This is a genomic window from Pyxidicoccus fallax, from assembly GCF_012933655.1.
Classification (GTDB): domain Bacteria; phylum Myxococcota; class Myxococcia; order Myxococcales; family Myxococcaceae; genus Myxococcus; species Myxococcus fallax.
The window spans coordinates 17,258-42,634 of the sequence record NZ_JABBJJ010000073.1 but is presented as its reverse complement, the minus strand read 5'-3'; the positions used below and the strand labels follow the sequence as shown (position 1 = coordinate 42,634).

The 25,377-nt window shown below is 68.3% G+C and carries 19 protein-coding genes and 1 pseudogene; 8 read left to right on the top strand and 12 right to left on the bottom strand.

Annotation, left to right across the window (positions count from 1 at the left end):
- Window positions 1–124: 124 nt before the first annotated feature.
- Window positions 125–1,042 carry a hypothetical protein gene (locus HG543_RS17475; protein ID WP_169345922.1) on the bottom strand — a complete coding sequence of 306 codons (918 nt, stop codon included), beginning with the start codon at window positions 1,040–1,042 and terminating at the stop codon, window positions 125–127.
- 98 nt (window positions 1,043–1,140) lie between these two features.
- Window positions 1,141–2,361, bottom strand: coding sequence for a hypothetical protein (locus HG543_RS17470; RefSeq protein ID WP_211193987.1), 1,221 nt, complete (start codon window positions 2,359–2,361; stop codon window positions 1,141–1,143).
- An 85-nt stretch (window positions 2,362–2,446) separates the two neighbouring features.
- Here HG543_RS17470 and HG543_RS17465 point away from each other — a divergent pair, with 85 nt between their 5' ends.
- Complete coding sequence (locus HG543_RS17465; protein WP_169345921.1) at window positions 2,447–3,067, top strand: ATP-dependent Clp protease proteolytic subunit; 621 nt, start codon at window positions 2,447–2,449, stop codon at window positions 3,065–3,067.
- Here the strand turns inward: HG543_RS17465 and HG543_RS17460 are convergent.
- Window positions 3,025–3,429 carry a hypothetical protein gene (locus HG543_RS17460; RefSeq protein ID WP_169345920.1) on the bottom strand — a complete coding sequence of 135 codons (405 nt, stop codon included), beginning with the start codon at window positions 3,427–3,429 and terminating at the stop codon, window positions 3,025–3,027. The two genes, HG543_RS17465 and HG543_RS17460, sit on opposite strands and share 43 nt — an antisense overlap.
- Window positions 3,430–3,529: 100 nt before the next feature.
- Between HG543_RS17460 and HG543_RS17455 the strand changes: the two genes are divergently transcribed.
- On the top strand, window positions 3,530–4,621 hold the full coding sequence (locus HG543_RS17455) for an ATP-dependent DNA ligase (protein ID WP_169345919.1): 1,092 nt from the start codon (window positions 3,530–3,532) through the stop codon (window positions 4,619–4,621).
- A gap of 24 nt (window positions 4,622–4,645) precedes the next feature.
- Here the strand turns inward: HG543_RS17455 and ligD are convergent, their stop codons facing one another.
- Together ligD and HG543_RS17445 are read right to left on the bottom strand one after the other, a co-directional pair.
- Complete coding sequence (gene ligD, locus HG543_RS17450; RefSeq protein ID WP_169345918.1) at window positions 4,646–5,710, bottom strand: non-homologous end-joining DNA ligase; 1,065 nt, start codon at window positions 5,708–5,710, stop codon at window positions 4,646–4,648.
- Window positions 5,711–5,807: 97 nt separating this feature from the next.
- Window positions 5,808–6,788, bottom strand: a complete 981-nt coding sequence (locus HG543_RS17445; RefSeq protein ID WP_343073384.1) for a hypothetical protein — start codon at window positions 6,786–6,788, stop codon at window positions 5,808–5,810.
- A gap of 312 nt (window positions 6,789–7,100) precedes the next feature.
- Here HG543_RS17445 and HG543_RS17440 point away from each other — a divergent pair, with 312 nt between their 5' ends.
- Window positions 7,101–7,610, top strand: coding sequence for a CARDB domain-containing protein (locus HG543_RS17440; protein WP_169345916.1), 510 nt, complete (start codon window positions 7,101–7,103; stop codon window positions 7,608–7,610).
- A gap of 71 nt (window positions 7,611–7,681) precedes the next feature.
- Here the strand turns inward: HG543_RS17440 and HG543_RS17435 are convergent, their stop codons facing one another.
- The 4 genes from HG543_RS17435 to HG543_RS17420 form a co-directional block, all read right to left on the bottom strand.
- On the bottom strand, window positions 7,682–9,316 hold the full coding sequence (locus HG543_RS17435) for an invertase recombinase-like protein (RefSeq protein ID WP_246357105.1): 1,635 nt from the start codon (window positions 9,314–9,316) through the stop codon (window positions 7,682–7,684).
- 78 nt (window positions 9,317–9,394) lie between these two features.
- A complete protein-coding gene (locus tag HG543_RS17430) occupies window positions 9,395–10,699 on the bottom strand; it encodes a hypothetical protein (RefSeq protein ID WP_169345914.1) in 1,305 nt (434 codons plus the stop codon).
- Between the two features lie 74 nt (window positions 10,700–10,773).
- Window positions 10,774–12,609 carry a M4 family metallopeptidase gene (locus HG543_RS17425; RefSeq protein WP_169345913.1) on the bottom strand — a complete coding sequence of 612 codons (1,836 nt, stop codon included), beginning with the start codon at window positions 12,607–12,609 and terminating at the stop codon, window positions 10,774–10,776.
- 411 nt (window positions 12,610–13,020) lie between these two features.
- Window positions 13,021–13,557: an SgcJ/EcaC family oxidoreductase gene (locus HG543_RS17420; protein WP_169345912.1), complete on the bottom strand. Its 537-nt coding sequence runs from the start codon at window positions 13,555–13,557 to the stop codon at window positions 13,021–13,023.
- 270 nt (window positions 13,558–13,827) lie between these two features.
- Here HG543_RS17420 and HG543_RS17415 point away from each other — a divergent pair, with 270 nt between their 5' ends.
- Window positions 13,828–14,844, top strand: coding sequence for a cyclic nucleotide-binding domain-containing protein (locus HG543_RS17415; RefSeq protein WP_169345911.1), 1,017 nt, complete (start codon window positions 13,828–13,830; stop codon window positions 14,842–14,844).
- Here HG543_RS17415 and HG543_RS17410 read toward each other — a convergent pair.
- Window positions 14,809–16,467: an amidase gene (locus HG543_RS17410; protein WP_343073383.1), complete on the bottom strand. Its 1,659-nt coding sequence runs from the start codon at window positions 16,465–16,467 to the stop codon at window positions 14,809–14,811. The two genes, HG543_RS17415 and HG543_RS17410, sit on opposite strands and share 36 nt — an antisense overlap.
- Before the next feature lie 315 nt (window positions 16,468–16,782).
- Between HG543_RS17410 and HG543_RS17405 the strand changes: the two are divergent.
- The 4 genes and pseudogenes from HG543_RS17405 to HG543_RS17390 all read left to right on the top strand — a co-directional run.
- Window positions 16,783–16,959: pseudogene (locus HG543_RS17405) on the top strand (CHAT domain-containing protein); the annotation flags it as partial.
- Between the two features lie 174 nt (window positions 16,960–17,133).
- Entirely contained in the window at window positions 17,134–18,339 is a 1,206-nt protein-coding gene (locus HG543_RS17400) for a M57 family metalloprotease (RefSeq protein WP_169345909.1), read from the top strand.
- A 287-nt stretch (window positions 18,340–18,626) separates the two neighbouring features.
- Window positions 18,627–22,112, top strand: a complete 3,486-nt coding sequence (locus HG543_RS17395) for a CHAT domain-containing tetratricopeptide repeat protein (protein ID WP_169345908.1) — start codon at window positions 18,627–18,629, stop codon at window positions 22,110–22,112.
- Window positions 22,113–22,802: 690 nt separating this feature from the next.
- Window positions 22,803–23,120, top strand: coding sequence for a hypothetical protein (locus HG543_RS17390; protein ID WP_169345907.1), 318 nt, complete (start codon window positions 22,803–22,805; stop codon window positions 23,118–23,120).
- Window positions 23,121–23,231: 111 nt separating this feature from the next.
- On the opposite strand, the gene HG543_RS17385 is transcribed toward HG543_RS17390, so the two are convergent.
- Together HG543_RS17385 and HG543_RS17380 are read right to left on the bottom strand one after the other, a co-directional pair.
- Window positions 23,232–23,804 carry an imm11 family protein gene (locus HG543_RS17385; RefSeq protein ID WP_169345906.1) on the bottom strand — a complete coding sequence of 191 codons (573 nt, stop codon included), beginning with the start codon at window positions 23,802–23,804 and terminating at the stop codon, window positions 23,232–23,234.
- Window positions 23,805–23,807: 3 nt separating this feature from the next.
- Complete coding sequence (locus HG543_RS17380) at window positions 23,808–25,124, bottom strand: AHH domain-containing protein (RefSeq protein WP_169345905.1); 1,317 nt, start codon at window positions 25,122–25,124, stop codon at window positions 23,808–23,810.
- Window positions 25,125–25,377: the final 253 nt, after the last annotated feature.

Sequence of the window (25,377 nt, the reverse complement as noted above, 5' to 3'; positions counted from 1 at the left end):
AAGCGGCGAACAGTCGCCGCTCCTCCATCTGCTCGGGCGTCAGCCTGAATGGCTGCTGCCCCATCACCACCACCCCCTTCTTCGGAACAACCGCTCCGATGTTTAGGGGATTCGTCGAGGCGGTTTAGAAGGCGCGGTTGACCGCGTACGCGCAGATCATGTGCTCGGCCTTGTACGTGTTCGGACCGGGGATGCCGTCGATGGGACCGGTGTAGCCGAAGCTCCGGCCCACCGTCTGGACGCGAGTCCAGTAGATGGACCCGGGGATGCCGTCCTCCTGCGCGGAGGTGTACGGGCCTCCGCGGCGGTTCAGCTCGCGAGCGGTGATTCGCACCCGGACCTTCTCCGTGTTCGGCCCCGTGATGCCGTCGATGGGGCCGGTGTAGCCGAAGTCACGCTGACCGACCGTCTGGATGCGCATGTAATAGATGGGCCCCGGGATGCCATCGAACTCGGTCGACGTCTGGGGAATCCCACCGCCACCGGGAGGAGCGCCGCCACCGGCGATGCGGGCGCCCGCGTAGTCCATGGACCAGCCGAGATACCGCGCGCCGGACATGCTCGTGTAGCCGGAGACGCTGTTGATGCCGATGGCGTCGCCCCAGGACTGGGAGAGCTTGCGCGTGGCCATGAAGACCGCCGTGCCGCCGCCGTTGAGGTCCGCGCCGACGTGGCCGTACGCGCCAATGGCCCACCAGTGGAAGGCTCCCGTGAGCGCCTTCGAGGGGTCCGTCGAGACGATGGTGGAGTCGTAGTAGGCCTCGATGGCGGAGGGCCGGGCGGAGGACTCGGGCATCTGCCCGAAGCGCCACATCAGCGAGCCGCACCACTGGTCCCAGGTGCCCCCATCGCGCGTGGGATTGGCGGCGGCGAACGCGCGCGCCCTGTCATAGATGGGCGAGTTCAGCGCGTCGGAGGAGGTGGCCAGCGTCTCCGCCGCGTCGGTGTGGACCGTGTCGTCCGCGAGGGGCCCTCCGCAAGCGGTGAGCATCAGACTGGCGGACAACAGGACGGTGTTCCACGTCAGTCGCTTCGAATGCATCGGCTGTCTCCTCGGGGGGTAGGGGCATCGATTGCACCCGGGTTGTCGGAGCAGGCCGCGCAAGAGTTTCTCGTCGTTGGGTTGTTTCTCGCTTCGACCTACAGCCCTGCCTGGAACAGGAGGACGAGCCGCGAGAAGGAGTCCGAGTCCTCGCGCAGCTTCGGGTAGTGGTCCCAGCTGAGCGCGGCGCCCAGCGGGCCGAAGTGCAGGTCCGCGAGCAGCCGCAATCCCGGCCTGACATCGGGACGCACCTGCACCGGCACGCCCAGTCCGAGACCGAGACTCGGGATGATGGCGATCTGCGGCGTCGCGTACTGCGAGAGCGGCGTGAGGACGAGCTGCTCGCGGAAGTCCGTCTCCACCGAGAGCGAGTGCAGGAGGGGCTCGGGCGCGGCGAGCTGATAACCCAGCCGCGCCATGAAGCGGGAGTCGGCCCCGAGCCGCGCGCCCAGGCCCAGCTGCACACCGCCCGGAATCCACCGGGTGCGCTTCGTCAGCGTGATGTTGAGCCACTCCGGCGCGCTCGCTGCCTCGAGGTGCCGCTCCGCCACCACCTGCGCGCCCTCGCGCCGGAGCCGCCAGCCCGTGGCCACCGGCGGCGTGCGCGCGAAGGTGTCCGGACTGCTCCCCACCTCCCACGCGGCCGGGGCACGCACCGAGACGTGGAGCGCGGGATTGCCCGCCCAGGTGCGGATGGGCCCCAGCAGGTAGTCGATGTCCCAGTGCGTGGCCCGCGCCGGTTCGGATGACAGCAGCACGTGGCGCGCCCGCACCGCGGGCCACACGTACCCCGAGGGCAGGAAGCGCCGTTCGAGCCGCACCACGCCGCGCACCACCAGCTCCCCTTCCCTCCCCGGCGGGAGCGTGAGGGTGAAGCCGAAGCGCTCCACCGCGGTGTGCGCGGTGTGCGCGAGCCGGCCAAACGCATCCTCCGGTGAAGCCGCCGGTGCGGTCTCCCAGATGCCCGAGCCAGGGCCGGGCGGGTCCGCCTGTCCCTCCGTCACCGGGAGCGGCTCCCCGTCGAACCGCACGCTCACCTCGTGTGTCCGGAGCCCCAGGAAGGCCGCGTCGATGACCTCCGCCTCGGAGGTGCCGTTGCGCAGCCGGTAGCGCGCCTCGAAGCGGCAGGCCGCCTCGCGCTCCGCCTCCGCGCAGTCGAAGTCCAGCCGCTCGCCGAGCACCTCCGAGCGCGTGCGCGCGGTCCCCGGGGAAAGAGTGAAGGCCGCCGGTGCGCGCGTGGATGCGGCCACGTTGGCGGCGGCGGGCAGTGCGACGAGGAGGCAGACGAGAAGAGCGAAGCGGACCGCCATGTCCGTCATTGTCACTCGAACCGGAGACCCTGCGGCCGACAATCGGCTCGAGCCCGCCTGCGGCGCTGCCTGTTAGACTGCGCCACTCACGTCGGTGAGCGGCGCGGCCCGGAGGAATCGATGCCCTGGTGGAACCCCTTCCGGAAGCCCTCCGCGCCGGTCGCGAAAGAAGGCGTCGCTCCCCCGGTCCTCGACTTCAGCGGAGCTGGAGGAGCGCCTGCTGCGCGACCGGATCGTCTTTCTGGGCACACCCATCAACGATGAAGTGGCGAACCGTGTCGTCGCGCAGCTGCTCTTCCTGGAGAACCAGAACCCCACGGAGGACATCCGCCTCTACCTCAACTCCCCTGGTGGCTCGGTGACCGCGGCGCTCGCCATCTGCGACACGCTGGAGCAGGTGAAGCCGGACGTGTCCACGATATGTGTCGGCCAGTGCTCGGGCATGGCCGTGCTCCTCCTGGCGCTCGGCGAGCGGGGCAAGCGCTTCGCCACCGCCGATGCCCGCTTCATGCTCACGCCCATGACCGGAGGCCGTCCGGAGGACGCGCCGATGATGGAGCGGATACGTCAGAACTTCGCCGAGCGCCTGGCGCGCGCCACGAACCAGCGGGTGGACCAGGTGCTCCGCGACTGCGAGGAAGAGCGGCTCATGGGGGCCCGGGAGGCCGTGCACTACGGGCTGGTGGACGAGGTCGTCGAGCGTCCGCGGGTCTGACGAGCGGTGAGAACGCGCCCCACGAGAGACACCACGCCCCACCATACCGCCGCCCAGAACACAACGACCGCCATCAACCCGAGCGCCGAAGGCCCGCCCCATCCTCCCGATTCCGCCGCGCTGATGACGGGAAGCCCCAGGGCTCGCAGGGCCATGAGCGGCAGGTAGACCGAGCCGGCCACGGCGGGAGCCAGGGCCTCCGGAGGCGAGGCCGTCACGAGAAACTGCAACACCAGCAGCAAAGCCCACAGGCCCAGGCGCAGTCGCATCGTCGAGACCGGGTTCATGTAGGAGATCTCTACACGAGGAAGGCGTTCGCGGTGCAGCCTCTTCTCGGCGAAATAGCGCCGACCGTCATCCACGCTTCCCGGCCGACCCGGTCGCTGAGCGGGCAGGCATCAACCGCGGTGACACTCGGGCTCCGGGTTGTTCACCGGACCCAGCAGGTCCAATTTTCCCTCCATGGACCTGCCCGTCATGCCCCCGGTGTCGCCCATGCTCGCCCGGCTGGTGAGAGAGCTTCCCGGGGAAGGCGAGGTGCTCTACGAGCCGAAGTGGGACGGCTTCCGCGCCATCGTCTATCGCGACGGGGACGAGATCATCCTCGGCAGCCGCAACGAGCGGCCGATGACGCGCTACTTCCCCGAGCTCGTCGAGTCGATACGCACGCACCTGCCACGCCGCTGCGTCGTCGACGGTGAAATCGTCATCGTGGGCGAGGACGGCGGGCTCGACTTCGACGCGCTGTTGCAGCGCATCCATCCGGCGGCTTCACGCATCCGGAAGCTCTCGGTGGAGACGCCCGCCTCGTTCGTGGCGTTCGACCTGATCGCCCTCGACAAGCGGGACCTGCGGCCGAAGCCCTTCCACGAGCGCAGGCGGTTGCTCGAAAAGGCACTCGCGGGTGTCCGCGCGCCGATTCACGTCACGCCCGCCACGCACAACCGCGAGGTGGCCGAAGCCTGGTTCAGCCGGTTCGAGGGGGCCGGGCTCGATGGAGTCGTCGTCAAGCCGCTCGCCCTGCCCTACCTCGAAGGCAAGCGTGAGATGTTCAAGGTGAAGCACGAGCGCACCGCGGACTGCGTCGTCGGTGGCTTTCGCTGGCACAAGGACGGCCAGGGCGTCGGCTCGTTGGTGCTCGGCCTCTACGATGACCAGGGCACGCTGCACCACGCGGGCGTCGCCACGGGGTTCAGCGCGAAGCAACGGGGGGAGCTCGCGAAGAAGCTGGAGAAGTACCGGAAGCGGGCCATGGAGACGCACCCCTGGCGCGAGTGGGCCGAGGTGGAGGACGACGCGGTCCGGATGCCGGGAGCCCCGAGCCGCTGGAGCTCGCAGCGAGACCCGAGCTGGGAGCCCGTGCGCCCCGAGCTCGTCGTCGAGGTGGCGTACGACCACCTGCAGGGCATGCGCTTCCGTCACGCCACGCACTTCCGGAGGTGGCGCCCGGACCGGACGCCGCGCTCGTGCACCTACGCTCAATTGGAGCGGACGGTTCCCACCGAGCTCGCCGAGGTCTTCGCCGCCGAGGGCGAGGCCGTCACCGCTCATTGATGAAGCAGTCGCGCCCGGGGCGGCTCAGCGGCTTCCGCCGCGACGCGGCTGGCGCCGCCCACGTGCCGCGAGGGCCGGTTTCGCGCGGAGCGCGCCCTCGCGGGGCGGCGCACGGAGCGGTTCGTCCTTCTGCTTGTCGAAGTGCGGAGGAAACGGGGCCTCACCGAGCCCCGCGGCCTTCTGTTGCTCGAAGAGCTCGAGAAGGCTGTCGAGCGTGAAGGCACGCGCATCCATCTCCCCCCAGACGTCGCCGAGCTTCTTGTAGCGCCGGGGCACCGTGGCGAGCGTGAGCGCCTCGGGCTCCACGTCCGCGACCTCGTCCCAGCGCAGCGGGCAGGACACGCGCGCTTCGGGGTTGGCGCGCACGGAATAGACGGACGCGATGGTCCTGTCCTTCGCATTCTGGTTGAAGTCCACGAACACCCGCCGGCCGCGCTCCTTCTTCCACCAGGCGCTCGTCGCCTCGCGCGGCATGCGCCGCTCCACCTCACGCGCGAGCGCGAGCGCCGCGTGGCGGACCTGGGTGAAGTCCCAGCGCGGCGCGATGCGGACATAGATGTGCATGCCGCGCCCCCCGGACGTCTTCGGGTAGCCGACGAGCCCGTGCTCCTCGAGCACCTCGCGCACGCACAGGGCGACCTTGCGCACGGTGGGGAAGCGCACGCCCGGCTGCGGGTCGAGGTCGATGCGGAGCTCGTCCGGGTGCGACAGGTCGCTCCGGCGGACCGGGTGCGGGTTGAAGTCCAGGCAACCGAGGTTCACCGCCCAGACGACGTGGGCCAGGTCCACCGGGCAGAACTCGTTCGCGCTCCGGCCGCTGGGGAAGGTCACCTCGGCCGTCTGGAGCCACTCGGGTGCGCCAGCCGGAACCCGCTTCTGGAAGAAGAAGGCGCCCTCGGCTCCATCCGGATAGCGCTTGAGGGCGCACGGGCGCTCGCGGACGCCTCGAAGCACGCCCTCACCGACGGCCAGGTAGTACTCGATGAGGTCGAGCTTCGTCTCGCCGCGCGCGGAGAAGAAGACCTTCTCCGGCCGGCTGATGCGCACCTGGCGCCCCGCGACCTCCAGGAGGGTGAACGCGTCGGACATGCCCTCAAGGTAGATTCGACCTGGGCGGGTGACCGCAGTGAGGGTGGGAGCGCCCGACTGCTCGGCAGCCGGGCATGGGAAAACCCCCGTCCCCGGTCTACCTCGGCGTGCCGACGATCGTCAGCCGGTGCGGCTCCGGCGTCGCCCAGTTCTGCGGGGTGTTGCCCGACATCGTGATTCCGTCGAGCGTCACGTTGCTGTCGAAGAAGTAGAGCCCTCCACCCTCCGGGGCCCTGTTGTTGCGGAACTCGCCGCCACGGAACGTCCAGTGGGTGCTGGCCGAGAGGTGCGCGGTGTTGACCGCTCCACCCACGCCCTGGAACTGGGTTCGCGGACCGGTGCACTCGTTGTCGTGGAAGTTGTTCCCGGAGGCGACACCCGAGCTGGTCGGGGAGATCAGCATCAGCGCGCCGCCGAACGCGGGCGCCTTGTTGAAGCGGAACTCGTTGTTGTTCACGTTCACGTTCGCGCGCGAGCCAATCCAGAGCGCGCCACCGGCGTTATCGGAGTACGAGCCCTCGTCACCCGGGCCGTCCTGACCGCCGACCTTGTTGCCGTACTCGAAGACGCAGTGTTCGAGGGTGTCCGAACCGGAATCCGACGTCGCCGCCAGCCGCATCCCCGTCCAACCGGCGGTGGGATTGTCCGCGGTGAAGACGATGCGATTCGCGGCGGTGCCCCGCGCGGTGATTCGTCCGAACACGGAGAGCTTGAAGCGCCCCATGAAGACCATGCGGACACCGGGCTCGATGGTGAGCCGGTTCCCCTCCGGCACCGTCAGGTCCCCCATCACCCGGTACGGCGAGCCCGCGGCCGTCAGCGTGCGCGTCGTGAGCCTGCCGGAGATCGGCGTCCCTCCGGACGTCCTCACCATGACCGTGGCGTTCGCCGTGGTGCTGCCGCGATCGTTGGTCGCCGTGAGCGTGTACGTCGTCGTCGTCGCCGGGCGGACATCCACCGAGTTTCCGCGCACCTCACCCACGTCGTTGATGGAGACGCTCTTCGCGTTGGCGACTTCCCAGGACAGCTTGACGGACTCGCCCGAAGCGATGGTCTCGGGGGTCGCGTCGAAACGCACGATGGTCGGCAGGTCCTTGGGGTTCTGGGGGCCGCCGGGGTCCTGAGGACCGCCGTCCTGGGGACCCAGGGAGTCCGGCTCCGACGAGGAGCAGGAGGTGGCAACCGCGATCGTTGCCGAGAGGGCAAGAAGAAGGAGACGCGAGCGGATCATGCCCACGTTCTAGCTCAACGGTGGAGTGCCGATAAGAGGAAGGCCTCCCCTCTCCATTTCCTTGTGCCCCTTCCTTCTCGAAGGACCGCAAAACCCGTCAACCCGCGGTCCGCGGCGGGTTAAAAGGCAGACGGACTCTCACCCAGAAGGAGCAGGACCATGAAAGGCAACATCACGCGGACCTTCCTCGGTGCTCTGGCGCTGGTGACCACGGTGGGCTGTGGCGCGGGGACCCCCGAGGAGGAGCAGCAGCAGACGGCCGTGGAACAGGGCCTGTCGAGCCTGCCGGACTTCATCGTCGCCACCGTGCAGGGCCCCGCCAGCGTGCAGTCCGGGCAGAGCCTCACAACGACCGTGAAGGTGTGCAACTACGGAAGCGTAGCCGCCAGCACCACCGTGGCGGTCTACCTTTCCCAGGACACGGTCATCACCCCGTACATGGGCGGGCCGTTCCCTCCCGTGGACCAGCCCGCGGGAAATGCCCCCGTGACCAACCTCGGCCCGAGCCAGTGCGTCGATGTACAGGTGACGGGCACCGCGTACCCGCCGCCCCCGCGCACCCCGGGCAACTACTACCTCGGCGCCGTGGTGGACGCGGGCAACTACGTCCCCGAGGTCAGCGAGACCAACAACACCCGGGTGGGCTCGGTCATCGCCATCAGCCTCTAGCGGGCTGTTGAACCTCGTCGTGCTGGGGCGGAGGAGCGCTCCCCCGCCCCAGGGACGTCTTCAACGGCCTGCTAGTCCTTCGTGCAGACGACGTCGTCGATCTGGAGGTGGTCGCGGTCCGCCTCGCTGCGGCTCGGATAGAAGAACAGGCGCCAGTCGCGCACGTTGCCGGTGAAGCGGAAGAACACCGGCTGCCACTCGTCGCTGTCGACCGTGAGGAAGTCGGTCTGCGCGCTCCAGCCGGCGCTCGAATAGATGCGATGGCGAATGCTGCCGTGGCCGCGCACCCGATACGAACAGGAGTAGTTGCCGCTCGGGACGTTGAACTTCTCGAGGGAGAAGCGCTCGGCGACCTGGATGGGGACGACGAACTGCAGCGCCCTCGAACCCCCGTGCACGGCCTCCGTGTAGAGCATGAGGCGCGACGGCTTGATCTCGGTACCCGGGTCGCTGACGCCGTTGTCGAGCCCGTACCAATAGTCAGGGATGAATGGGTTCCCGTAGTAGGGAATGGGGCGGGTGCTCCAGTCCTCGAATCCCCCATTGCGGATGATGTTCGAAGGGTGGCTGGCGGCGACGCAGCGCTGGGTCGCCGTGTCGCAGGCAGGCAGGTCACCGCGGCAGTCATAGGTCGTGAAGCAGGCCCCTTCAGCCAGCTCGCACACGCCGGTCGTGGGGTTGCAGCTCATCGCCGGGTGACTGCAGGTGACGCCCGCGCAGGGGTCGCCCTCGACGCACAGATGCGTGGCGACATCGCAGACCGGCGTTTCCGGAGTCCCCGCGCAATCCGCGTGGCGGGCGCAGCGATTCTCGGCGACCACGCACGTGTTGGTTCCGTCGCAGGTCTGCCATTCACTGCAGTCCGCGGCGTCGTTGCAGCGACCCGGGAGCGGCTCGCAGGTCGCGGTGGCATTCTCGCAACGCTCCCAGGGCGAACAACTGACCTGATCACACGGCTCGGCGGCCCGAACGCAGCGCACGTCATCGATGAGCAGGTGCTCGCCACGGGTATTCAGGACGCTGAAGATGAGCTCGAAGGTGTCGAGGACGTCGGCGGCGAGATTGAAGTTGTACGCCAACCGGGTCCAATTCGGGGTGTTGACCGCGGTGTAGGCCGAGTAGTTGGAGTAATCGCCGCCGAAGAAGGCGTTTCGAACTTCACCGGTGCCCCGCGCCTGGAAGGTGCAGGAGTAGCGGCCCGCGGGCATCGACTTCGCCTGGGTGCTGAAACGCTTGTGCGTGGTCGAAGCATTGATCAGCCGGACCGCGTTCAGGCCCTCGAAAGCATTCGTCTGGACCTTCTGCACCTCGTCGGTGGCGATGTTCGACGTGCTTCCGAACCACATCGCGGGAAGCGCACCGGGCCATTCCTCGAAGCCCCAGTTGTCGATGACGTTCGCCTCGGGCTCCGTGCCCGCGTCCGGCGTCTCGTTGCCCGCGTCCGGCGTCTCGTTGCCCGCGTCCGGCGTCTCCGTGCCAGCGTCCGGCGTCTCCGTGCCCGCGTCCGGCGTCTCGTTGCCCGCGTCCGGTGTCTCCGTGCTCGCGTCCGGTGTTTCGGTGCTCGCGTCCGGTGTTTCAGTGCTTGCGTCCGGCGTCTTGCTGCCCGCGTCCGACAGCGTCTGGCCGGCATCAGGGGTTGCTACTGGATTCGAATCACCGCAGGCGACCACCACGACCAGCAGCGAAGTCAGACAAACACGGAACAACGTCAAAACGAGCCTCCGATTTCAGGAAACGAACCCCTCGTATCACAGGATGAGCCCCTTCGTTTCTCATCGCCGGATTCAGAAGCTCACCCGGAGCTGACCCACGCCTCCCTGCCACAGTCGGCCGTTCGCGGTGGAGCGGTCCAGGTCCCAGGTCACCATCAGCCGCAGCGCCGCGCGCGTTCCCACCGCGACCTGGAGGCCCGTGTTGAGCCGGTGGTGGAGGATGCCGTCGTAGTCCTCGCGGGACGGACGGTAGCGCTCGCCCAGGGCCTCTTCGAAGGCGCCACTTTCTCCGTGGTACGTCGCCTCGTACCCCAGCAACCCGCGCAGCGTGGCGTCCGCGCCCAGGCCCGCGGTGGGAGTCTCCACCCACAGGTGCGGGAGCACCTCGTTGTAGGCGAGCACCCGGCCGTTGATGTTCCACCGGCGCAGCGCGAGGTGGACGCCCGGGGAGAATTCCCAGCCCTCGAGCAGCCCCCGCCCGCGCACCACCGCGCGGACAAGGGCCAGCAGCCGGTCCGTGCGCCAGCGCTCCTCGACGACGTCCGCCCCCGATTCCAACGCCTGGCGCGACTCCCACTTCCGGTCCGCCTGGAGGCGCAGGGCCACGTCGAAGCCCCGCCCCGTGTCCACCTGGAGGAACAGCGAGGCGAAGCGCCTCGCGTAGCCGTACTCGGACTGCTCGTCGAGGAACCGCCACCGCGTGCTCCCCTCCCAGCGCACCGCGTACTCGAGGAAGTCCCGGGAGCCGCTCTCCGGCGCGCGGAACACGCGTCCCACGAGTCCCGCCGTCCATGGCGCGCCGCCCTCGGCGAAGGTCTCCTGACGGTCGCTGCGGGTGCCTCGCACCAGGTCCACCCGCGTGTAGAACAGGCGCACCTCATGGCGGGGCCCGGGACGCAGGAGCAGCGCCGCGCCCAGGTCCGCCTGCCGCTTGTGCATGGCGGGCTCCCCGTACACGGACAGGCCCACGGCCCGGTGCAGCCACGTCACGATTTCCAGCACCACATGGCGCGACTCGCGCTCCTGGTCGCCGTGGTCGAGCCAGGTGAAGCGGAAGTCCAGCCGCCCGGGGATGATCTCCACCCATGCCTTCGCCCGGGAGTCCATCAGGAACTGCGTGGCGCTGGTGCTGCCAATCACGCCATCGAAGGCGATGTCCGAGGTGAGCCACGCATACTCCCACTCGAGCGGCTTGGCGTACGAGTGGATGTCGGAGGTGTACTCGGAGCCCAGACGCTCGGGGCCCTCGAAGGCGTCGGGCTCCTCCTCACTGAGGCTCTGGAACTCGGGCAGCCACTCGAAAGCGAGCCCCTCCGCCGGCCCGAGCACGAGCCCGAGGACGAGACAGCCCAGACGGATGGGGAGAAGTCGGTTCACGGCGCACGTGAAGCGTAGAGGAGAGTCCGTGCCGCTGCCACCCGCGCCGGAGACACCGCCATTCGTCCCTGGCCCTAATTGGCGGGCACGCTCGAGTAGGAAGCACGGAGCGTGACGTTGAAGTAGGACTCGTGGCCGCGCAGCATGAGGTAGATGCGTTGATGGGTCGGCTGCGCGGCGATCTCGCACGTGGCGGAGTCGTGGCCGCTGTAGGGCTTGACGCAATGATACGAATCGGTCGTCGGCGCCGTGCCGATGCGCGCGTACATGTCCAAACCACCCTCGCCACCGTACACGCGGAAGGTGGACCGCCGGCCCGCCGGCACGTCGAAGCAGAAGTACTTCGTGGAGCCCTGGGCGCCGGAGATGCCCGTGCGTGCCACGCCGTTGGTCAGCAGGGTGCAGGACGGAGGAGGCTTCGCCCAGCCCACCCCCACCGCCTCCCAGGCCAGGTTCACCGCGTCCACGTCCGCCGTCGTGTAGCCCAGCAGCGACGCGGCTTGCGCCGTATACGTCTTCGCCTGGGCGATGGTGGTGGAGGCCGTGAACAGGTCCGTGCTGGCCTTGTAGAAGATGCGCGCGGCCTTCTCCACGCCCACCGCCGGCACCAGCGTCACCGTCTTGGAGTACGGGTGCCTGCCACCCGTGGACAGCAACTTGAACGCCAGGCTGACGATGCCCGAGTTCGCGTGCACGCCGCCGTAGTCGTCGGTGCCCACGTAGCGCTCGGGATAGTAGCTGTACGTCGGACCCGCCATGTCGCGGAGGCCCCTACCCGGGTAGCCCGGCGACACGAAGTCGTCGCCAATGATCCACACGCCCGAGCTGCTGGCCCAGCCATTCGACCAGCTCTCACACGCCGCCGCGAAGATGTCGGACAGGCTCTCGCTGAGGGCACCGGACTCGTTGGCGTAGATGAGGTTGGACTCGGTCGACGTCACGGCGTGGGTCAGCTCGTGCACCACCATGTCCGGGTCGCGACTCGGCGGGCCGTACGTCACGTTCAAGTCGTCGCCGTAGCCGTCGCCGAACACCAACTGGCTGCCGTCCCAGTAGGCTTGCAGGGACTTGACGCCGTAGTGGACGGTGCTCGTCAGCGGCGCGCCCGCGTTGTCGTACGAGTCCCGGTTGAAGGCGCTCTGGAAGCAGTTGTACGCGTACCCGAGCAGGTCATGGTTCTTGTCGACATGGGGGTCGCCCGTGGCGGCCCCGCCCTCGCCCCGGCGCAGGGTGCCCGGCAGGGTGGTGCCGTTGTCGGCGCTGTACACCGCGCGACTCATCGCCGAGTGGATGTCACCGACGCGGCCCGCGATGGCGCCCGTGGTGGCATCCACGAAGACGTGGTCGCGGATGGGCCTGCCATCACCCTCCCCTGTCACCACCACCTCGTAGGCCAGCGTCAGCTTCTGGCCCTCGCCAGCGCGCAGGTAGACGAGCTGCGGCTCGCCGTCGATGTCCAGGTCCCTGCCCACGGTGTCGCGCAGGGCCGCCGTCCGCGCCGCGTGCGCGGCGATGCGCGCCTTGGAGGGCGCCCCCGGCTCTCCGTCACGCGCGGTGCCGTTGGCCATGACGATGTTGCCCGCGGCATCCAGGTGGATGATGAGCTCCTCCCCGCGCACCGGCAGACCGTTCTTCGTCTGGTGATAGCGGATGTGGGTGAATCCCTCCTCGTCCACGCGGATGCGGCTGACCACCAGGTCCTCGGCGCGCAGGCGGAAGACGGAGGCGATGTTGGGCAGCGACGCCTGGATGGCGCGGTGCACATCCGCCGAGCCGAAGCCCGCGAGCGCGGGGTCCGCCGCGCCCAGCCGGCCGCGGATGAGGAAGGGAACGCCGTCCTGCTCACCACCCATTCCATGGGCAGTCGGTGGCAGCGCGAGCAGCGCGGCGAGAATCCGGGTTCGAATCACGGGGTGTGGCTCCTGATGGCTCCTGCGGCGGAACGCCGCGAGGGCTCAGGATGCACGTCGTAGCAAGCAGGACTGACATCGACAGACAGCAGATGCAGTCATTCCGCCTCTGAGTGGCAACAACGACCGGATTTCATCAGGAAGCGGAGAGAGACCTACCAGAGCTGCCGATAGAGCGCCGCCGCATTCTGGCTCCAGGTCTGCGTCCACTTGCCACCGATGGCGACCACCAGCGGCTTGTTCCAGTTGGCGAACCCGCCATCCACCTGCCACTGGTTGATGCACGCCTCCTGGGTGTCGGCCAGGTGGTGGCCGAGTCCTGCGGGTCACCACGCCAGTCTCCGAAGGTGCTGTCCGAGTCAGAGCCGCCCGAGAGCCAGGGGCCGCCGCTGAGCCATCCCAGGCGGGGCTTCAGGGCGTCGGCGAAGTCCCGGTAGGCGGAGGCGCGGGCGCGGGCTTCACGTCGGTGTTCTGGCCCGCGACGATGCGCCACTGTCCCCGGGTCTTCTTCAACACGTACCGCATCTGGGTTCGCAGCACGCCCGGCTCGGTGGCCTGGACGCCCGGAGGAAGCCCCGCGTAGCCGGTCACCCGGTGCTGCGTGTCGACCACCGCCACGCCGCCGTCGAGGAAGAGGACCTTCTGCACCGTCACCTCGCTCCGGCTGCCCTTGAAGAGGGTCTTGAAGATGGAGGCGTGTCGCTGCTCGATTTCGGGGCGGCCGTTGAAGATGGTGCCGACGATGTTGATGAACACGGCGTCCTCGGCGAAGTCCTTGCTCCAGGCCGCCGCATCCTGGCGGTTCCAGGCATTGGTCTGATCGGCCACCAGCTTGCGGAGCGCCGCTTCGTCCTGCGCGCGAGCCCCTGCCGGGGCGGCTCCGGCCGAGAGGGTGAACGTCAGGAGCACCACGGCGACAGTCGAAAGGGAGAAACCGGCTCGAATCACACGACCTCCAGGGGAACGAGGACCTTCACGCGAAAGCGCGCCCTCGGCTCGGAGCGCAGCTTGCCTCCCCGCTGGGGCGCCGTGAAGCACTCAGATGGCTGGCGCGGGACACCCAGCTCGGACAGCCATTCATTTCGACGGGCCAGGAACGCACCCGGTCATACCTGTATGCGATTCCACTCCGGGGCTGTGAGCGCCTTCACAGCCTCTCACCGTGGCGGTGGCTATCTTGATGGGCACCCTCGCGGTGAATGACGGGAGAAGCCCCCCATGCCCTTCATGTTCAAGCAGACGCGTCCGGTCCTTCCCAAGGAGTCCCCCCACAGTGGCCAGCGCCCCCAGGCGCACGACGAGCCGCCGGCCCGGAGCAGGCGCGAGGCCGCGGATTCGCTGAGAGCGACCAGGACCCGAGGCGCCGAGCTGCTCGCCTCGGGGGACCTGGAAGGGGCGCTCGCCGCCTTCCAGGAGGTGGCGAAGGCGGCGCCCGACGAGCTCACCTACCGCCAGAAGGTGGCGGAAGTGCTGCAGCGGTTGGGAAGGACGCGTGAGTCCCTCGCCGAGTACCAGGACATCGCCGAGGCGTGGGCGAGGACGGGCTGGCTGCCGCGTGCCATCGCGGTGTGCAAGGTCATCCTCCAGCTCGATGCGTGCCACGCCAGGGCCCGGTCGTTGCTGAGGGAACTCCATGCGCGCCGTGGGCTGCCCCCTCCCGCCTCCCACCAGGGTGCACCGGCGCGCGCCACGGTGGTGACGCCGGAGGTCGTGGTCATCCCGGAGCCCTCGGGCGCCAGGGTGGGAGCGCTGCGCAACAGCCCCTTCTTCTCCACCTTGTCGCCGCCGTTGCGGCGGGCCGTGGAGGACACGCTGACGCCTGTCACGTTGAGGGCCGGAGAGCAGGTCCTCACCCGCGGGGAGGCGGCGCAAGCGCTCTTCGTGCTCGTGCGGGGACGATGCGCCGTGCTCCATCAGCACCTGGACGGACACGAGACGCCCTACCCGGATCTCGTGGAGGGCGATGTCTTCGGTGAGGTCTCGCTGCTACGGAGCAAGCTGGTGACCGCCACGGTCCGGACCGTGACGCCATGCCTGCTCCTGAAGCTGCATCGCGAGCGCTTCGAACGGCTCCTCGAGGAAGCGCCGGAGCTGCGCCGTGAGCTGCTGCTACTCGGGGCCGAGCGGCTGTCGCGCACCTCGCAACTGCTGGCCCGGCGGAAGCACTCCCAGGAGCCCGCGAGTCCTGGCCGTCAGGGGTCAGAACCCGGAAGGCCGCTCATGGGCGACGCCTGAGGCACGCTCCAGCGCGATGCCGACACGGCCAATCGTGCCCTCGTCGAAGAGGCGGCCAATCAGCGTGACGCCGTGGGGCACCCGGCGCGGAGGCGAGAACGTCGGCAGGGGCCGCTCCGGATTGGGCGCCCAGTCGCTCCGGGCCTTGGCGACCTCGACGAAGCCCGTGCGCAGGGTCAGTGACGGGTGGCCCGTGAAGTTGGTGATGGTGAGGGCCTCTTCTCGCAGCGAGGGCACCAGCAGCAGGTCCACCTCGGACATGACGCGCGCCATCTCCCGGGCCACCTTCCGCCGCAGCCGGTCCGCCTGGACGAAGTCCACCGCCGACAGGAACCGGGCCTGCCGGAACAGGTTGGGCCACGCGTCGGGAACCTGCATCGACAGTGCGTTCACGCCTCGGGAGAGCGTGAGCTCCTCGAAGGAGGCCGCCGCCTCGGCGAAGAGGATGACGTTGAGCGAGGCGTAGGGCCAGTCGGGCAGCTTGACCTCGACGGGCTTCAGGCCCAGGCGCTTCAGGGACTCCAGCGCGGCGCGGTCCACGTCCGTCGCCGGGCTCTGCTCCATCCAGGCGGGGAGATAGCCCACGCGCAGCCCCTTCACTCCCGCGTTGGCGTCGAAGTCGAGCCGGCCAAGCACGCTGGCCACGTCCCCCGCGTCCGGCCCGGAGAGCGCCGCGAGCACCAGCAGCGAGTCCTCCACGCCGCGCGTCATGGGTCCGAGCTTGTCGAGCGACCAGGACAGCGTCATCGACCCCGTGCGGGGGACCCGGCCGAAGGTGGGGCGCAGCCCGGTGACGCCGCAACGCATGGCGGGCGCGATGATGCTGCCGCCCGTCTCGCTGCCCAGGGAGAACCCCACGAGGCCCGCGGCCGTCGCCGCGCCGGGCCCGGCGCTGCTGCCCGACGAGCCTTCCTCCAGGAGCCACGGGTTCTTCGTCTCGCCGCCGAACCAGATGTCGTTGAGCGCCAGCGCGCCGAGGCTCAGCTTGGCCACGAGCACCGCGCCAGCGCGATGCAGCCGGTCCACCACCACCGCGTCCGTGGTGGGGACCCGGTCGCGGTACGGCTCCGCGCCATAGGTCGTCGGGATGCCGGCGGTGTCCACCAGGTCCTTGGCTCCCCAGGGGATGCCGTGCAGCGGGCCCCGGTAGCGGCCCCTGGCGAGCTCCTGGTCCGCGCGCCGGGCCTGCTCCAGCGCCAGCTCCGGCGTCAGGGTGATGACGCACTGGAGCTTCGGGTCGAACCGCCGCAGCCGCTCCAGGTAGAGCTGGGTGAGCCGCTCCGAGGTGAGGGCGCGGGACTCGATCCAGCGAGACAGCGTGGAGACGGGGGCGAACGCGATGTCCTCCTCACGGGAGGGCAGCGGGATGGCGGCGGCCTTGCTCCGCACGAAGCGGTTGCGCGCGGGACCGGCCTGGAGGCCCGGGAGCACCGGGTCCCATCGCGACGCGGGCGCCAGCTCGGGCTCCAGTGCCACCTTGCGTGGACCCGTGCGCTGCTCTTGCAGCGGGGCCATGGACACACGCCAGGTGGAGGCCGCCTGGGCGCGCTCGGCGGGCGTGTACTGCACCCGCGCGAGCTTCTCCGCCTCGGCGAAGGTGGCGGCGGTGACCTCTGGACCCACGGCAGGTGCTGTCGCGAACGCGGGCGGAGCGCCCGGCGGAGTCTGCTGGGGGGGAGTGCCGGCATCCGATGTGGCGGCCTCCGCGGCACGTCCGGTGGCGACAGCGCCAGCAAGGCCCAGGGCGGTGTGGGTCAGGAACTGCCTGCGTGAGCGGGGCATGGGGCTCCTCGGGAGGACTGGGGCCGCGAGTCTGCCACGACGAATCGCTGCATCACTCACCGGCTCTAGTTGCGTGTAGGGGCCAGTCAGACCAGGGATATCGAACCGGGACGGGGACCAGGAGCTGACATGCGGCAGGTCTGCGGGTGGATTCTCGTGGTGGAGACAACACGCGAGCTGATGGAGGCCTACTACCGGCACCTGCTGGCGGGACAGGGCCGCGCCACGGCGCTGCGCGAGTCGATGCGCGAGTTGCGACAGACGCAACCCCACCCTCACTACTGGGCGCCCTTCATCGCCATGGGCCGGGATACACCCCTGCATCTGCGCTGAGAGCCAGATGCCGCGGAATCAACTTCGAGTACGGGAAAGCCACTAACGTCATGGACGACGAGAAGCCGTCGCTCATCCGCCCGCGGATTGGCTGCATCGATTTTCCATTTATCGGCTCTACTCGTGCGGAGGGCATTTCTCGGCCCTCCAATGGCAATTCAGCCTGGGAGAACCATGCACCTCAACATTCGCAATGTGGCTGTTCGTGCTTCTGCCGTCTCGATGCTCTGCCTCGCGGCGTGCGAGGGCGAGCCGCGGCAAGAGTCGACTCAACAACAGACATGGGAAGAGTTCCGCGCCCAGGTCTACCAGGAGCCTGACACGGGCATCTTCATCGTCAACGGTGACGAGCCTATCCTGAACGAGGACCGCCTGCGCGAGTTCTATGAGCGGATGAGCGGCAAGGCGGTTCTCGCGAATGAGCAGGAGAACCTGGGCACCACCCGGCAGCCCCTCACCCTCCTCGACATCCCCGGGTGGGCCAACCGCTGGAGCATCCCCGCGGCGCGCAACCTCACCTACTGCATCAGCTCGACCAGCTTCGGCGGTAACTACGCCAGGGTGGTGAGCGCGATGACCGCCGCCGCCAACGCCTGGAAGAACACCGGCGCGAACCTCCAGTTCGTCCACGCCTCCTCGCTGGACTCCAGCTGCGACAACACCACCAATGTCGTCTTCAATGTGCGCATGGTGGCAAACCAGCCCTACCTGGCCCGCGCCTTCTTCCCGCCCGATCCCCGCTACGCCCGTGAGATCCTGATCGACACCAGCTCTTTCGGGAACATCTCCCCCTGGACGCTCACCGGCGTGCTGCGGCACGAGCTTGGACACGCGCTCGGTTTCCGCCACGAGCACATCCGCCCCGAGGCGGGGGGCGCGTGCCCGGATGAGTCAGACCCCTACTGGCGGGCGATTACCGCCTATGACTCGGCCTCGGTCATGCACTATCCGCAGTGCAATGGCACGAACATCGGCGACCTCAACCTGACCGCGACGGATGCGGTCGGCGTCAGGGCCATCTACCCCGTCGCGCTCCTGGCGGGGCAGTCGCTCCAAACCGGCCAGAGCCTCACGTCGAGCGATGGCCGGTTCACGCTCGTCATGCAGGGCGACGGGAACCTGGTCCATTACCGGAACGGCCAGGGGGCCCTGTGGTCGACAGCCACCTGGAACACGAATGGGCGCTCGGCCTGGATGCAGGACGATGGCAACTTCGTCCTCTACAGCACCTCGACCCCGACTGTCGGCGCTCACCTCTGGCACAGCAACACCTACGGGAATGCGGGCGCCTATCTGGCCATCCAGAACGACGGCAACCTCGTCGTCTACAATAGCACCGGCGTCACGCCGCTCTGGACCTCGAACACGGGCGGACAGTGAGACTTCCGAGCATCACGCGTTGAGCCGCGGACTCGCACGTGCTTCTCCCTCCGGCCTATCGCCGGAGGGAGAGGGATTCCGCGCAGGAAACCCGAGCAAGCTCACACGGTCTCGCCGGCTCCAGTGGCTTGTAAGGGCTCTGTTCGGAACCCTTCACGAGGTCTGAGCCTGGCGCGCGGGGGGATTGAGCCCCTCGTCCCCTCTGCTTTCTCCTGTGCTCCATTTCAGCGTGGTTTTCAGCTGATGGGCGATGGGGAATGACGCTCTCCGGGCCCAAAGGGGGGGACATGCTGCTTCGCGGGTGGCTCGTGGTGGTGGCCCTGTGCTGCGCCGCAAGAGCGGCGACCGGGGAGGAACTACCGGAGGCGCGGCTGCGGGAGGCGCAGACAGCCTTCGACGAGGCGAACACGCTCTGGGATTCGGGCAGGTACGCTGATGCCATCGCGCGGGGCGAGCACGCGCTGGCACTGCGGGAGGCGGTACTCGGAGTCACCCATCCAGACGTCGCCAGGAGTCTGGGCCTGCTCGGCTCGTATCATCTGCGTCAGGGCAACCCCGCCAGGGCCGAACCGCTCCTCCTGCGCGCACTGGCCATCCAGGAAGCGGCCCTGGGCGAAAACTCCCCGGATATCGCGCAGACGCTCACCCACCTCGCCAACCTCTACCCGGCCCAGGGATTCTACGAGCGTGCCGAGTCGCTCTACACGCGGGCGCTGGCCATCCGGAAAGCGGCTTTCGGCGAGAACCATCCCCTCGTTGCCGAGTCTCTCAACAACCTCGCCAGGCTCTATCAGAGACAAGCCTCGTACGCTCGTGCGGGACCGCTCTTCCTGCGCGCACTGGCCATTCAGGAAGCGACCCACGGCAAGAACCATCCGGACGTCGCCCAGACGCTCGACGACCTCGCCTGGCGCTACCAGCACCAGGGATTTTCCGCTCGCGCGGAGCCGCTCTTCGTGCGCGCGCTGGCCATTCGGGAAGCGGCCCTCGGCAAGAACCATCCGAATGTCGCGGCCTCGCTCTGGGGGCTCGCCAATCTCTATCGGTCTCGGGGGTTGTCCGCTCGTGCCGAGCCGCTCGAGGTGCGTGCGCTGGCCATCTGGGAAGCGGCCATCGAGCAGAACCCTCCCAACGTCACGGAGTTGCTCATCGCGGTTGCGGGGCTCAACCTGCTCCGGAGCGCGTTCGCGCGTGCCGAACTGTTCTACGAACGCACCCTGGCCGTTCAGGAAGCGGCCGTCGGCGAGCACCATCCGCTCATCGCGGACACGCTCTATCGACTCGCGGCGACGTACGAACTCCAGGGTTTGTACAGCCGGGCCGAGCCGCTCTTCTTGCGCGCGCTGGCCATCTGGGAAGCGGCCCTTGGCAAGAGCCACTTCCTCGTCGCCGCCCCGGCGCTCAGACTCGGCAATCTCTATCTGGCTCAAGGGTTGTACGCTCGTGCCGAGCCGCTCCTCGAGCGTGGGCTGGCCATCCGGCAAGCCACCTTCGGCGAGAAGAGCGGCCCAGTCGCACTCGCGCTCGGCAATCTCGGCACTCTCTACATGGCCCAGGGACTTTTCGCACGCGCCGAGCCGCTCTTCTTGCGCGCGCTGGCGAGCTGGGAGGCGATCTCCAGCAGGAGCAATCCCTACTACGCCATTCCGCTCAGCAAGCTGGGCAACCTCTATCTGGCCCAGGGGCAGCTCGCTCGCGCCGAGCCGCTTCTCCGGCGCGCACTGGCCATCCTGGAAGCGGCCTTTGGCGGGAAGGACCCCGACGTCGCCGAGGCGCTGCACGACCTTGCCAACCTCTATTCGGCTCAGGAGTCATATGGCAGGGCCAGGCGTCTCTATGCGCGTGGGCTCGCCATTCGGGAAGCGACCTTCGGCAAGAACAGTCCCCACAACGTCGAAACGCTCAACCAGCTCGCGGTGGCCCATCTGGCCCAGCATCGCCTTGCCGAGGCCCTGCCGCTGTTGACGCGCGCGTTTGCCATTTCCGAGCAGCGCCTGCGCCTGGAGGCACTCGGCTTCTCCGAGGCGCACATGGCCCGCTTCCTTCAGCACCTCCGCACCGACGAGGAACGGCTCTATGCACTGCTGCGCACCCATCCCGACAACGCCGACGTCAGACGCCTGACCCTCGCCGCTGCCCTCCTGCTCAAGGGACGCTCCGTTGAGGAGAGCGCCCATATCTCCCGCACCATCTACCGGAGCCTGGGCACCGGGGATCGCGCCACCCTCGAGCGACTGCAGGAGTTGCGCACCCAGCTGGCCCAGCTCTCCCTCCAGGGCCCCGGAGCGCTTTCCATGAAAGCCCACGAGCAGCGTCTCGAAAAGCTGGCCGAGCAGGCCGCGACCCTCGAAACAGACCTGGCCAGGCGCTCCGCCCCCCTTCGCGAGCTGGCCGCGCTACCGCCCCCCGACGAGATTGTCGACCGGGTCGCCGCGGCGCTGCCCAGGGACGGAGCCCTCGTCGAATTCATCTCCTACGTGGACCTCCCGCTCGTGCCCAGGCCCGGCACGTCCGCTGGCCAGGGCTCCCGCCCGCTACGCTATCTGGCGCTGGTGCTCTTCCCGGACGCCACCATCCGCTTCCAGGACCTGGGACCCGCCGAGCCCATTGACGCCGCCGCCCTGCGCCTGCGTGACGCACTGGCCAATCGTGACGCGGACTTCCGGGCTCCGGCGCAGGCGCTCTACCAGCTTGCCTTCCAATCCCTCCGTCCACTCCTGGGCACGACCCGCCGCCTCTTCCTCTCGCCGGATGGCCAGCTCGCCCTGGTGCCCTTTGCCGCCCTGGACGACGGCCGCCGGTTCCTCGTGGATGACTTCGACTTCACCTATCTGCCTTCCGGCAAGCACCTGCTGCCTCGCTCACGGGAGAATGCCCCCCCTGACTCCGTGGTCGTCCTCGCGGATCCTGACTTCAACACGCCCCTTTCCGCCCTCCCCTCCGCCAGGGAGGAAGCGCTCCTGAGCGACATGCCCTCGCTGACCGGCGAGCACCTCTCGACGCTGCGCGCGGACCTGACACGGCGAGCCTGGGCCCCGACTCCCCTTCCAGGCTCCCGCCAGGAAGCCGAGGCCATCCAACGCCTGATCCCGCAGGCCCAGCTCTTCCTCGGTCCCGAGGCCTCCAGGTCTCGGCTGCTACAGCTGTCTCCTCCGGGTATCCTCCATCTGGCCACGCATGGCTTCTTCCTGGATGAGGGGGCCGCGCCCCCGGATGCGCGCGCGGTCGTCAGCTTCGGTGCACTGAACGAGAACGCTCGGGCCCCCAGCCCTCCGAGCCCCCTGCTGCGCTCCGGACTCGTCCTGGCCGGGGCGGGCGCCCCGGTGCCCCAAGGCGCCAATCCCGCGTCCCCTGCGCCTGACAGTGGGCTGGTGACGGCGCTGGAACTGGCGGGCCTCAATCTGTGGGGCACCCAGCTCGTCGTCCTCTCCGCGTGCGACACCGGGCGAGGCGACGTCAAACTCGGCCAGGGCGTGTACGGGCTGCACCGAGCCTTCCTCGTCGCGGGCGCGGAGACAGTGGTGATGAGCCTCTGGAAGGTGAACGACGAGGCGACACGCGAGCTGATGGAGGCCTACTACTCGAACCTGTTGTCAGGTCAGGGTCGCGCCACGGCGCTGCGCGAGGCCATGCGCGCATTGCGGCTGGCACGGCCTCACCCCCACTACTGGGCCCCCTTCCTCGCCCTGGGCCGGGAGACGCCCCTGCGCTTGCCCACGCCCGGTTTCCAGGAGACGCGTCACAGGCAGCCCGCGCTCTGCGGTGGGAGGTAGGTGCGGACGGCGACCCCCTCCTTCGTCCCGCGTAGATGAGAGCAGACGCCCTGAGGAAGCTCGCCCTCGCCCGGAGCCCACCCGTGGCGCCGCGCCCCAACTCCACGCCGCACCGGGCTGCGACACCAGCTGGACGATGGACTCCATCCTGCTGGCCCCAGCCCTGATGCCTCGTCCTTCGGCGGCTTCGTGGCCCTCCCGGTCGAGCAATTGCCGGAGGCGCATGGTCGAGGGACCGCCTGCTTCGTCGCGGCCCGTAACGGCGGTTCTTCGGCTTTCCTGGGGGCCGCAAACGATCGCGGATCCTCGGCGTCGCGCACGCGATTGCGCCTGGCGATCAAGAAAATCTCGTCGAGAAACGGCGTTGCATCGCCCATGTCGAGTGGACCGGCGCGTCGTCCATCGGGATCTCGTGGCTCCAAAGCCAGATGGCACCGTCGCGCTCGAGCAGCAGCCAATCACCATCGCTTTGCGCACAAAGTCGAGGAACTGGTCGATGTTCGTCATGCGCGCGTTCGTATCACACGTCCTCGACGGGGAAACAGCGGCGCGCCACGCAATGCTCCCCAGGGATGGTCTATCGCGTGCTGATTTCGAAACCCGAATCGATCCCAGCATTGTCATCGTGCGTGCATGAGAGAATCTCCCGCCAGGCGTCTCGCGCGCAAGCTAGGCACCCCGCGCTCGGAGATGGAGACCTATGAAGCCGAGGTGCGGAAGCAGTCGGGCGTGGATCCGGGCTGGCTCGAGACGATGCGGCCGGCCGGCGCCGAGTGGCGCGCGTACTTCGAGAAACGTGGGTCGGCGCAACGGCCCGAGGACGCGCCCTACGCGGACATGATCTCGGTGTTCGGAAACGACGGCGATCTCGTGCTGATCGCGCGGGACGGCCGGGTCTTCGGCTGGAGGCACGACGCCACCGTCGAACTCGCACCGCTCGCCGCGTCGTTCGATGCGCTGCTCGACGTGCTCGACGGCCGGCGCGCGAACCCCCTCGACTTTCGGTAGTGAGGCGGCGGGAATCGAACCCGCGTCCGGCGGTGCGAAAACCCCAGCAGAGTCGCGCACCTGCCTCGTAACCGCCCGGACTGACTCAGCTATCCCACCGCGCTCCCCTGCTCAGACCTCGTCGAACCGTCCTCCGACGATCCCGACCTGCTCTAGCGCTGCCTTGATGCTCTCGTCCACGATGATTGGTGAACTCCAGCCCCAGAGGCGAAACACGCGCTCGTACCTCACCTTGGACTTGTCGATTCGGAGGCCTGAAACGACATGGTAGCGACCGATTTTGTCGGGGGCGTCATCGGCCGCAGTGTAGAGCCGTGCCTCTTCGCACGCAGCGTCGTCGATACAGCGGGCGGTGCGGGCAACATTCAAAAGATAGAACGCTTCGGACTGTCCCTCGACCTCGGCAGGAAAGAGCTGCACGTCGTCGGCGGCAAGTTCGCGAAACACAGCTGCAGCCCGACTGCTGAGGATGGGCGCCTGCCCCGCTCCGGCGAACTCTATATCGAGTGGACGGCCGGGCCTGTAGAGAGGGATTCGCAAGGGCCCTGGGTCCTCCACCTTTCTACCGTCGATGAACTGCCAAATGTCGTCAATCTCTCGACCTGAGAGGTCCATCGGGTCCCCGAGATACCAGCGCCCCTTTACATCGACGTCGATCTTCAAATCGAAGTACCGCGTTGCCATTCCTCAAACTCCGGAGTTCTTCGTGATGATCTCTCGCAGCCTGGTTCCGGCCGTGGTGAGCTCGTGTGCGATTCTGCTTAGCTCATCGACCAACTTGACTCGGCACATTTCGGGTCCCCGACATCCCTTCATGGCTTCAGTAATTCGGCGAAGCACCTCCTCGTGGTACTCACGCGGATGAGGCCCCTGGTGTCCCTTGATGCGCACGAGATTCGCACTGTCGCTGAGCTTCATGCCGGCCCGGTCGAACAGGCGTTGAAACACCGGCGTCCAAGGGCCGCCAGACGCTTCGGACACTTCGTTCTTGTTGGTGCAGATGTGGTGCACCTCGCCGTCGGGGTCTCCCTGAATGGGGGTGCTCCCCCCAGAGCTGCTGGCGCTTCCGGTCCCCATGGCCATTGCAGCAACGGCGGTGGGCGCGAGAGTGACGTTCAGCACGCCAGCAGCGGGGACGGCAATCGACTGGACCTCTCCGGCAAACGCCGCGGATAACTGGAAGCCTGCTTCTGCCTGAGCCCGGAGCGCCGCTTGTGCGGCACCCGGAAGTCGAGGCCCCTGGGAAGCCATGGCATTCTTGCCACCGAGCACGGCCAGCGCGACGACGATAAGCACACGTGCCCCGTTCTCGCCGAGAATCTTCCCGAACCGATGGCCTGCGGCTTCCAGAGCGGCGAAGTCCTTTGCGTCCCTGGACTCGTCCCACAGGGTCAGGAAGCCCCTGCCCAGGTCCCACACGGGGCCGGTGCCGAGATACGCGATAAGGGACGCCGTCAGCGCGATCGCGACGAACTTCGTGATGGGCTCAGGCGCCACCAGCATGACGAGCGCCGCTCCAATCATCGTCGTAATCATTGCCCGGAGCGCGACGGGGTTCGCGAGGTCCTTGATGGCTTCTTCCACTCCCTCCCAGACGGTATCGAGGGCGAAGTAAAGCGCCATCATGCGCCGTTCCATCGGGCCGAAGGTGAAGCCTCCTGTGATGAGACTCAGGCATTCGTCCGGGTTGCTCTGTCGTTGGCAGACTCGCTCGTGTAACGAGGGCGTATTCCTGCCTCGCGCTCCGTCGACGTAACCGCCCGAGGACGCGAGCAGCGAGCGTTCTTCGTTTCGCTCTGCTTCGTTGAGGGCGACGTTCAACTGCATGTCGAGCACAAGCTGCGTGACTGCGCTCTTGAACTCTTCTTCGCTTATCTCGACGGGATCGGACTCGACCGGCTTGTAGACGATCGGCGCTCCCTGGCCGGTATCGAGGTGGACCACCCTCGTCGTTGAGCATCCTGTCGCGAGCAGGAGCAGCGCAACGACCTCGCAGACCCTCATGAGTGCTCCCCCAGAGTGAATGCTCCGTATCACCCTCGAAATGACGATGCGCTACGCCACCTGAGCTCCGACAGCCGGGAGGAGGCGGTCACCGTCTTGAACCGTCCTTTTGCTCCGGCGCGCGACATACACGCAACACGAATGGAGGGGTGCCGCCAACCCCCCGTAGCTACAGCGTAAAACAGTGGAGGCGGCGGGAATCGAACCCGCCGTCGGAAGCCAGGGGCAATCTGGCACGGGCTGCGACCCTCCT

What these genes read in the sequence shown, in the direction of transcription:
- HG543_RS17455 (WP_169345919.1), top strand. Translation starts at nt 3,530, where the DNA reads ATGGACCTGCCCGTCATGCCCCCGGTGTCGCCCATGCTCGCCCGGCTG.
- HG543_RS17400 (WP_169345909.1), top strand. Translation starts at nt 17,134, where the DNA reads ATGCACCTCAACATTCGCAATGTGGCTGTTCGTGCTTCTGCCGTCTCG.
- HG543_RS17385 (WP_169345906.1), bottom strand. Translation starts at nt 23,804, where the DNA reads ATGGCAACGCGGTACTTCGATTTGAAGATCGACGTCGATGTAAAGGGG.
- HG543_RS17395 (WP_169345908.1), top strand. Translation starts at nt 18,627, where the DNA reads ATGCTGCTTCGCGGGTGGCTCGTGGTGGTGGCCCTGTGCTGCGCCGCA.
- ligD (WP_169345918.1), bottom strand. Translation starts at nt 5,710, where the DNA reads ATGTCCGACGCGTTCACCCTCCTGGAGGTCGCGGGGCGCCAGGTGCGC.
- HG543_RS17475 (WP_169345922.1), bottom strand. Translation starts at nt 1,042, where the DNA reads ATGCATTCGAAGCGACTGACGTGGAACACCGTCCTGTTGTCCGCCAGT.
- HG543_RS17470 (WP_211193987.1), bottom strand. Translation starts at nt 2,361, where the DNA reads ATGACGGACATGGCGGTCCGCTTCGCTCTTCTCGTCTGCCTCCTCGTC.
- HG543_RS17380 (WP_169345905.1), bottom strand. Translation starts at nt 25,124, where the DNA reads ATGAGGGTCTGCGAGGTCGTTGCGCTGCTCCTGCTCGCGACAGGATGC.
- HG543_RS17415 (WP_169345911.1), top strand. Translation starts at nt 13,828, where the DNA reads ATGCCCTTCATGTTCAAGCAGACGCGTCCGGTCCTTCCCAAGGAGTCC.
- HG543_RS17390 (WP_169345907.1), top strand. Translation starts at nt 22,803, where the DNA reads ATGGAGACCTATGAAGCCGAGGTGCGGAAGCAGTCGGGCGTGGATCCG.
- HG543_RS17440 (WP_169345916.1), top strand. Translation starts at nt 7,101, where the DNA reads ATGAAAGGCAACATCACGCGGACCTTCCTCGGTGCTCTGGCGCTGGTG.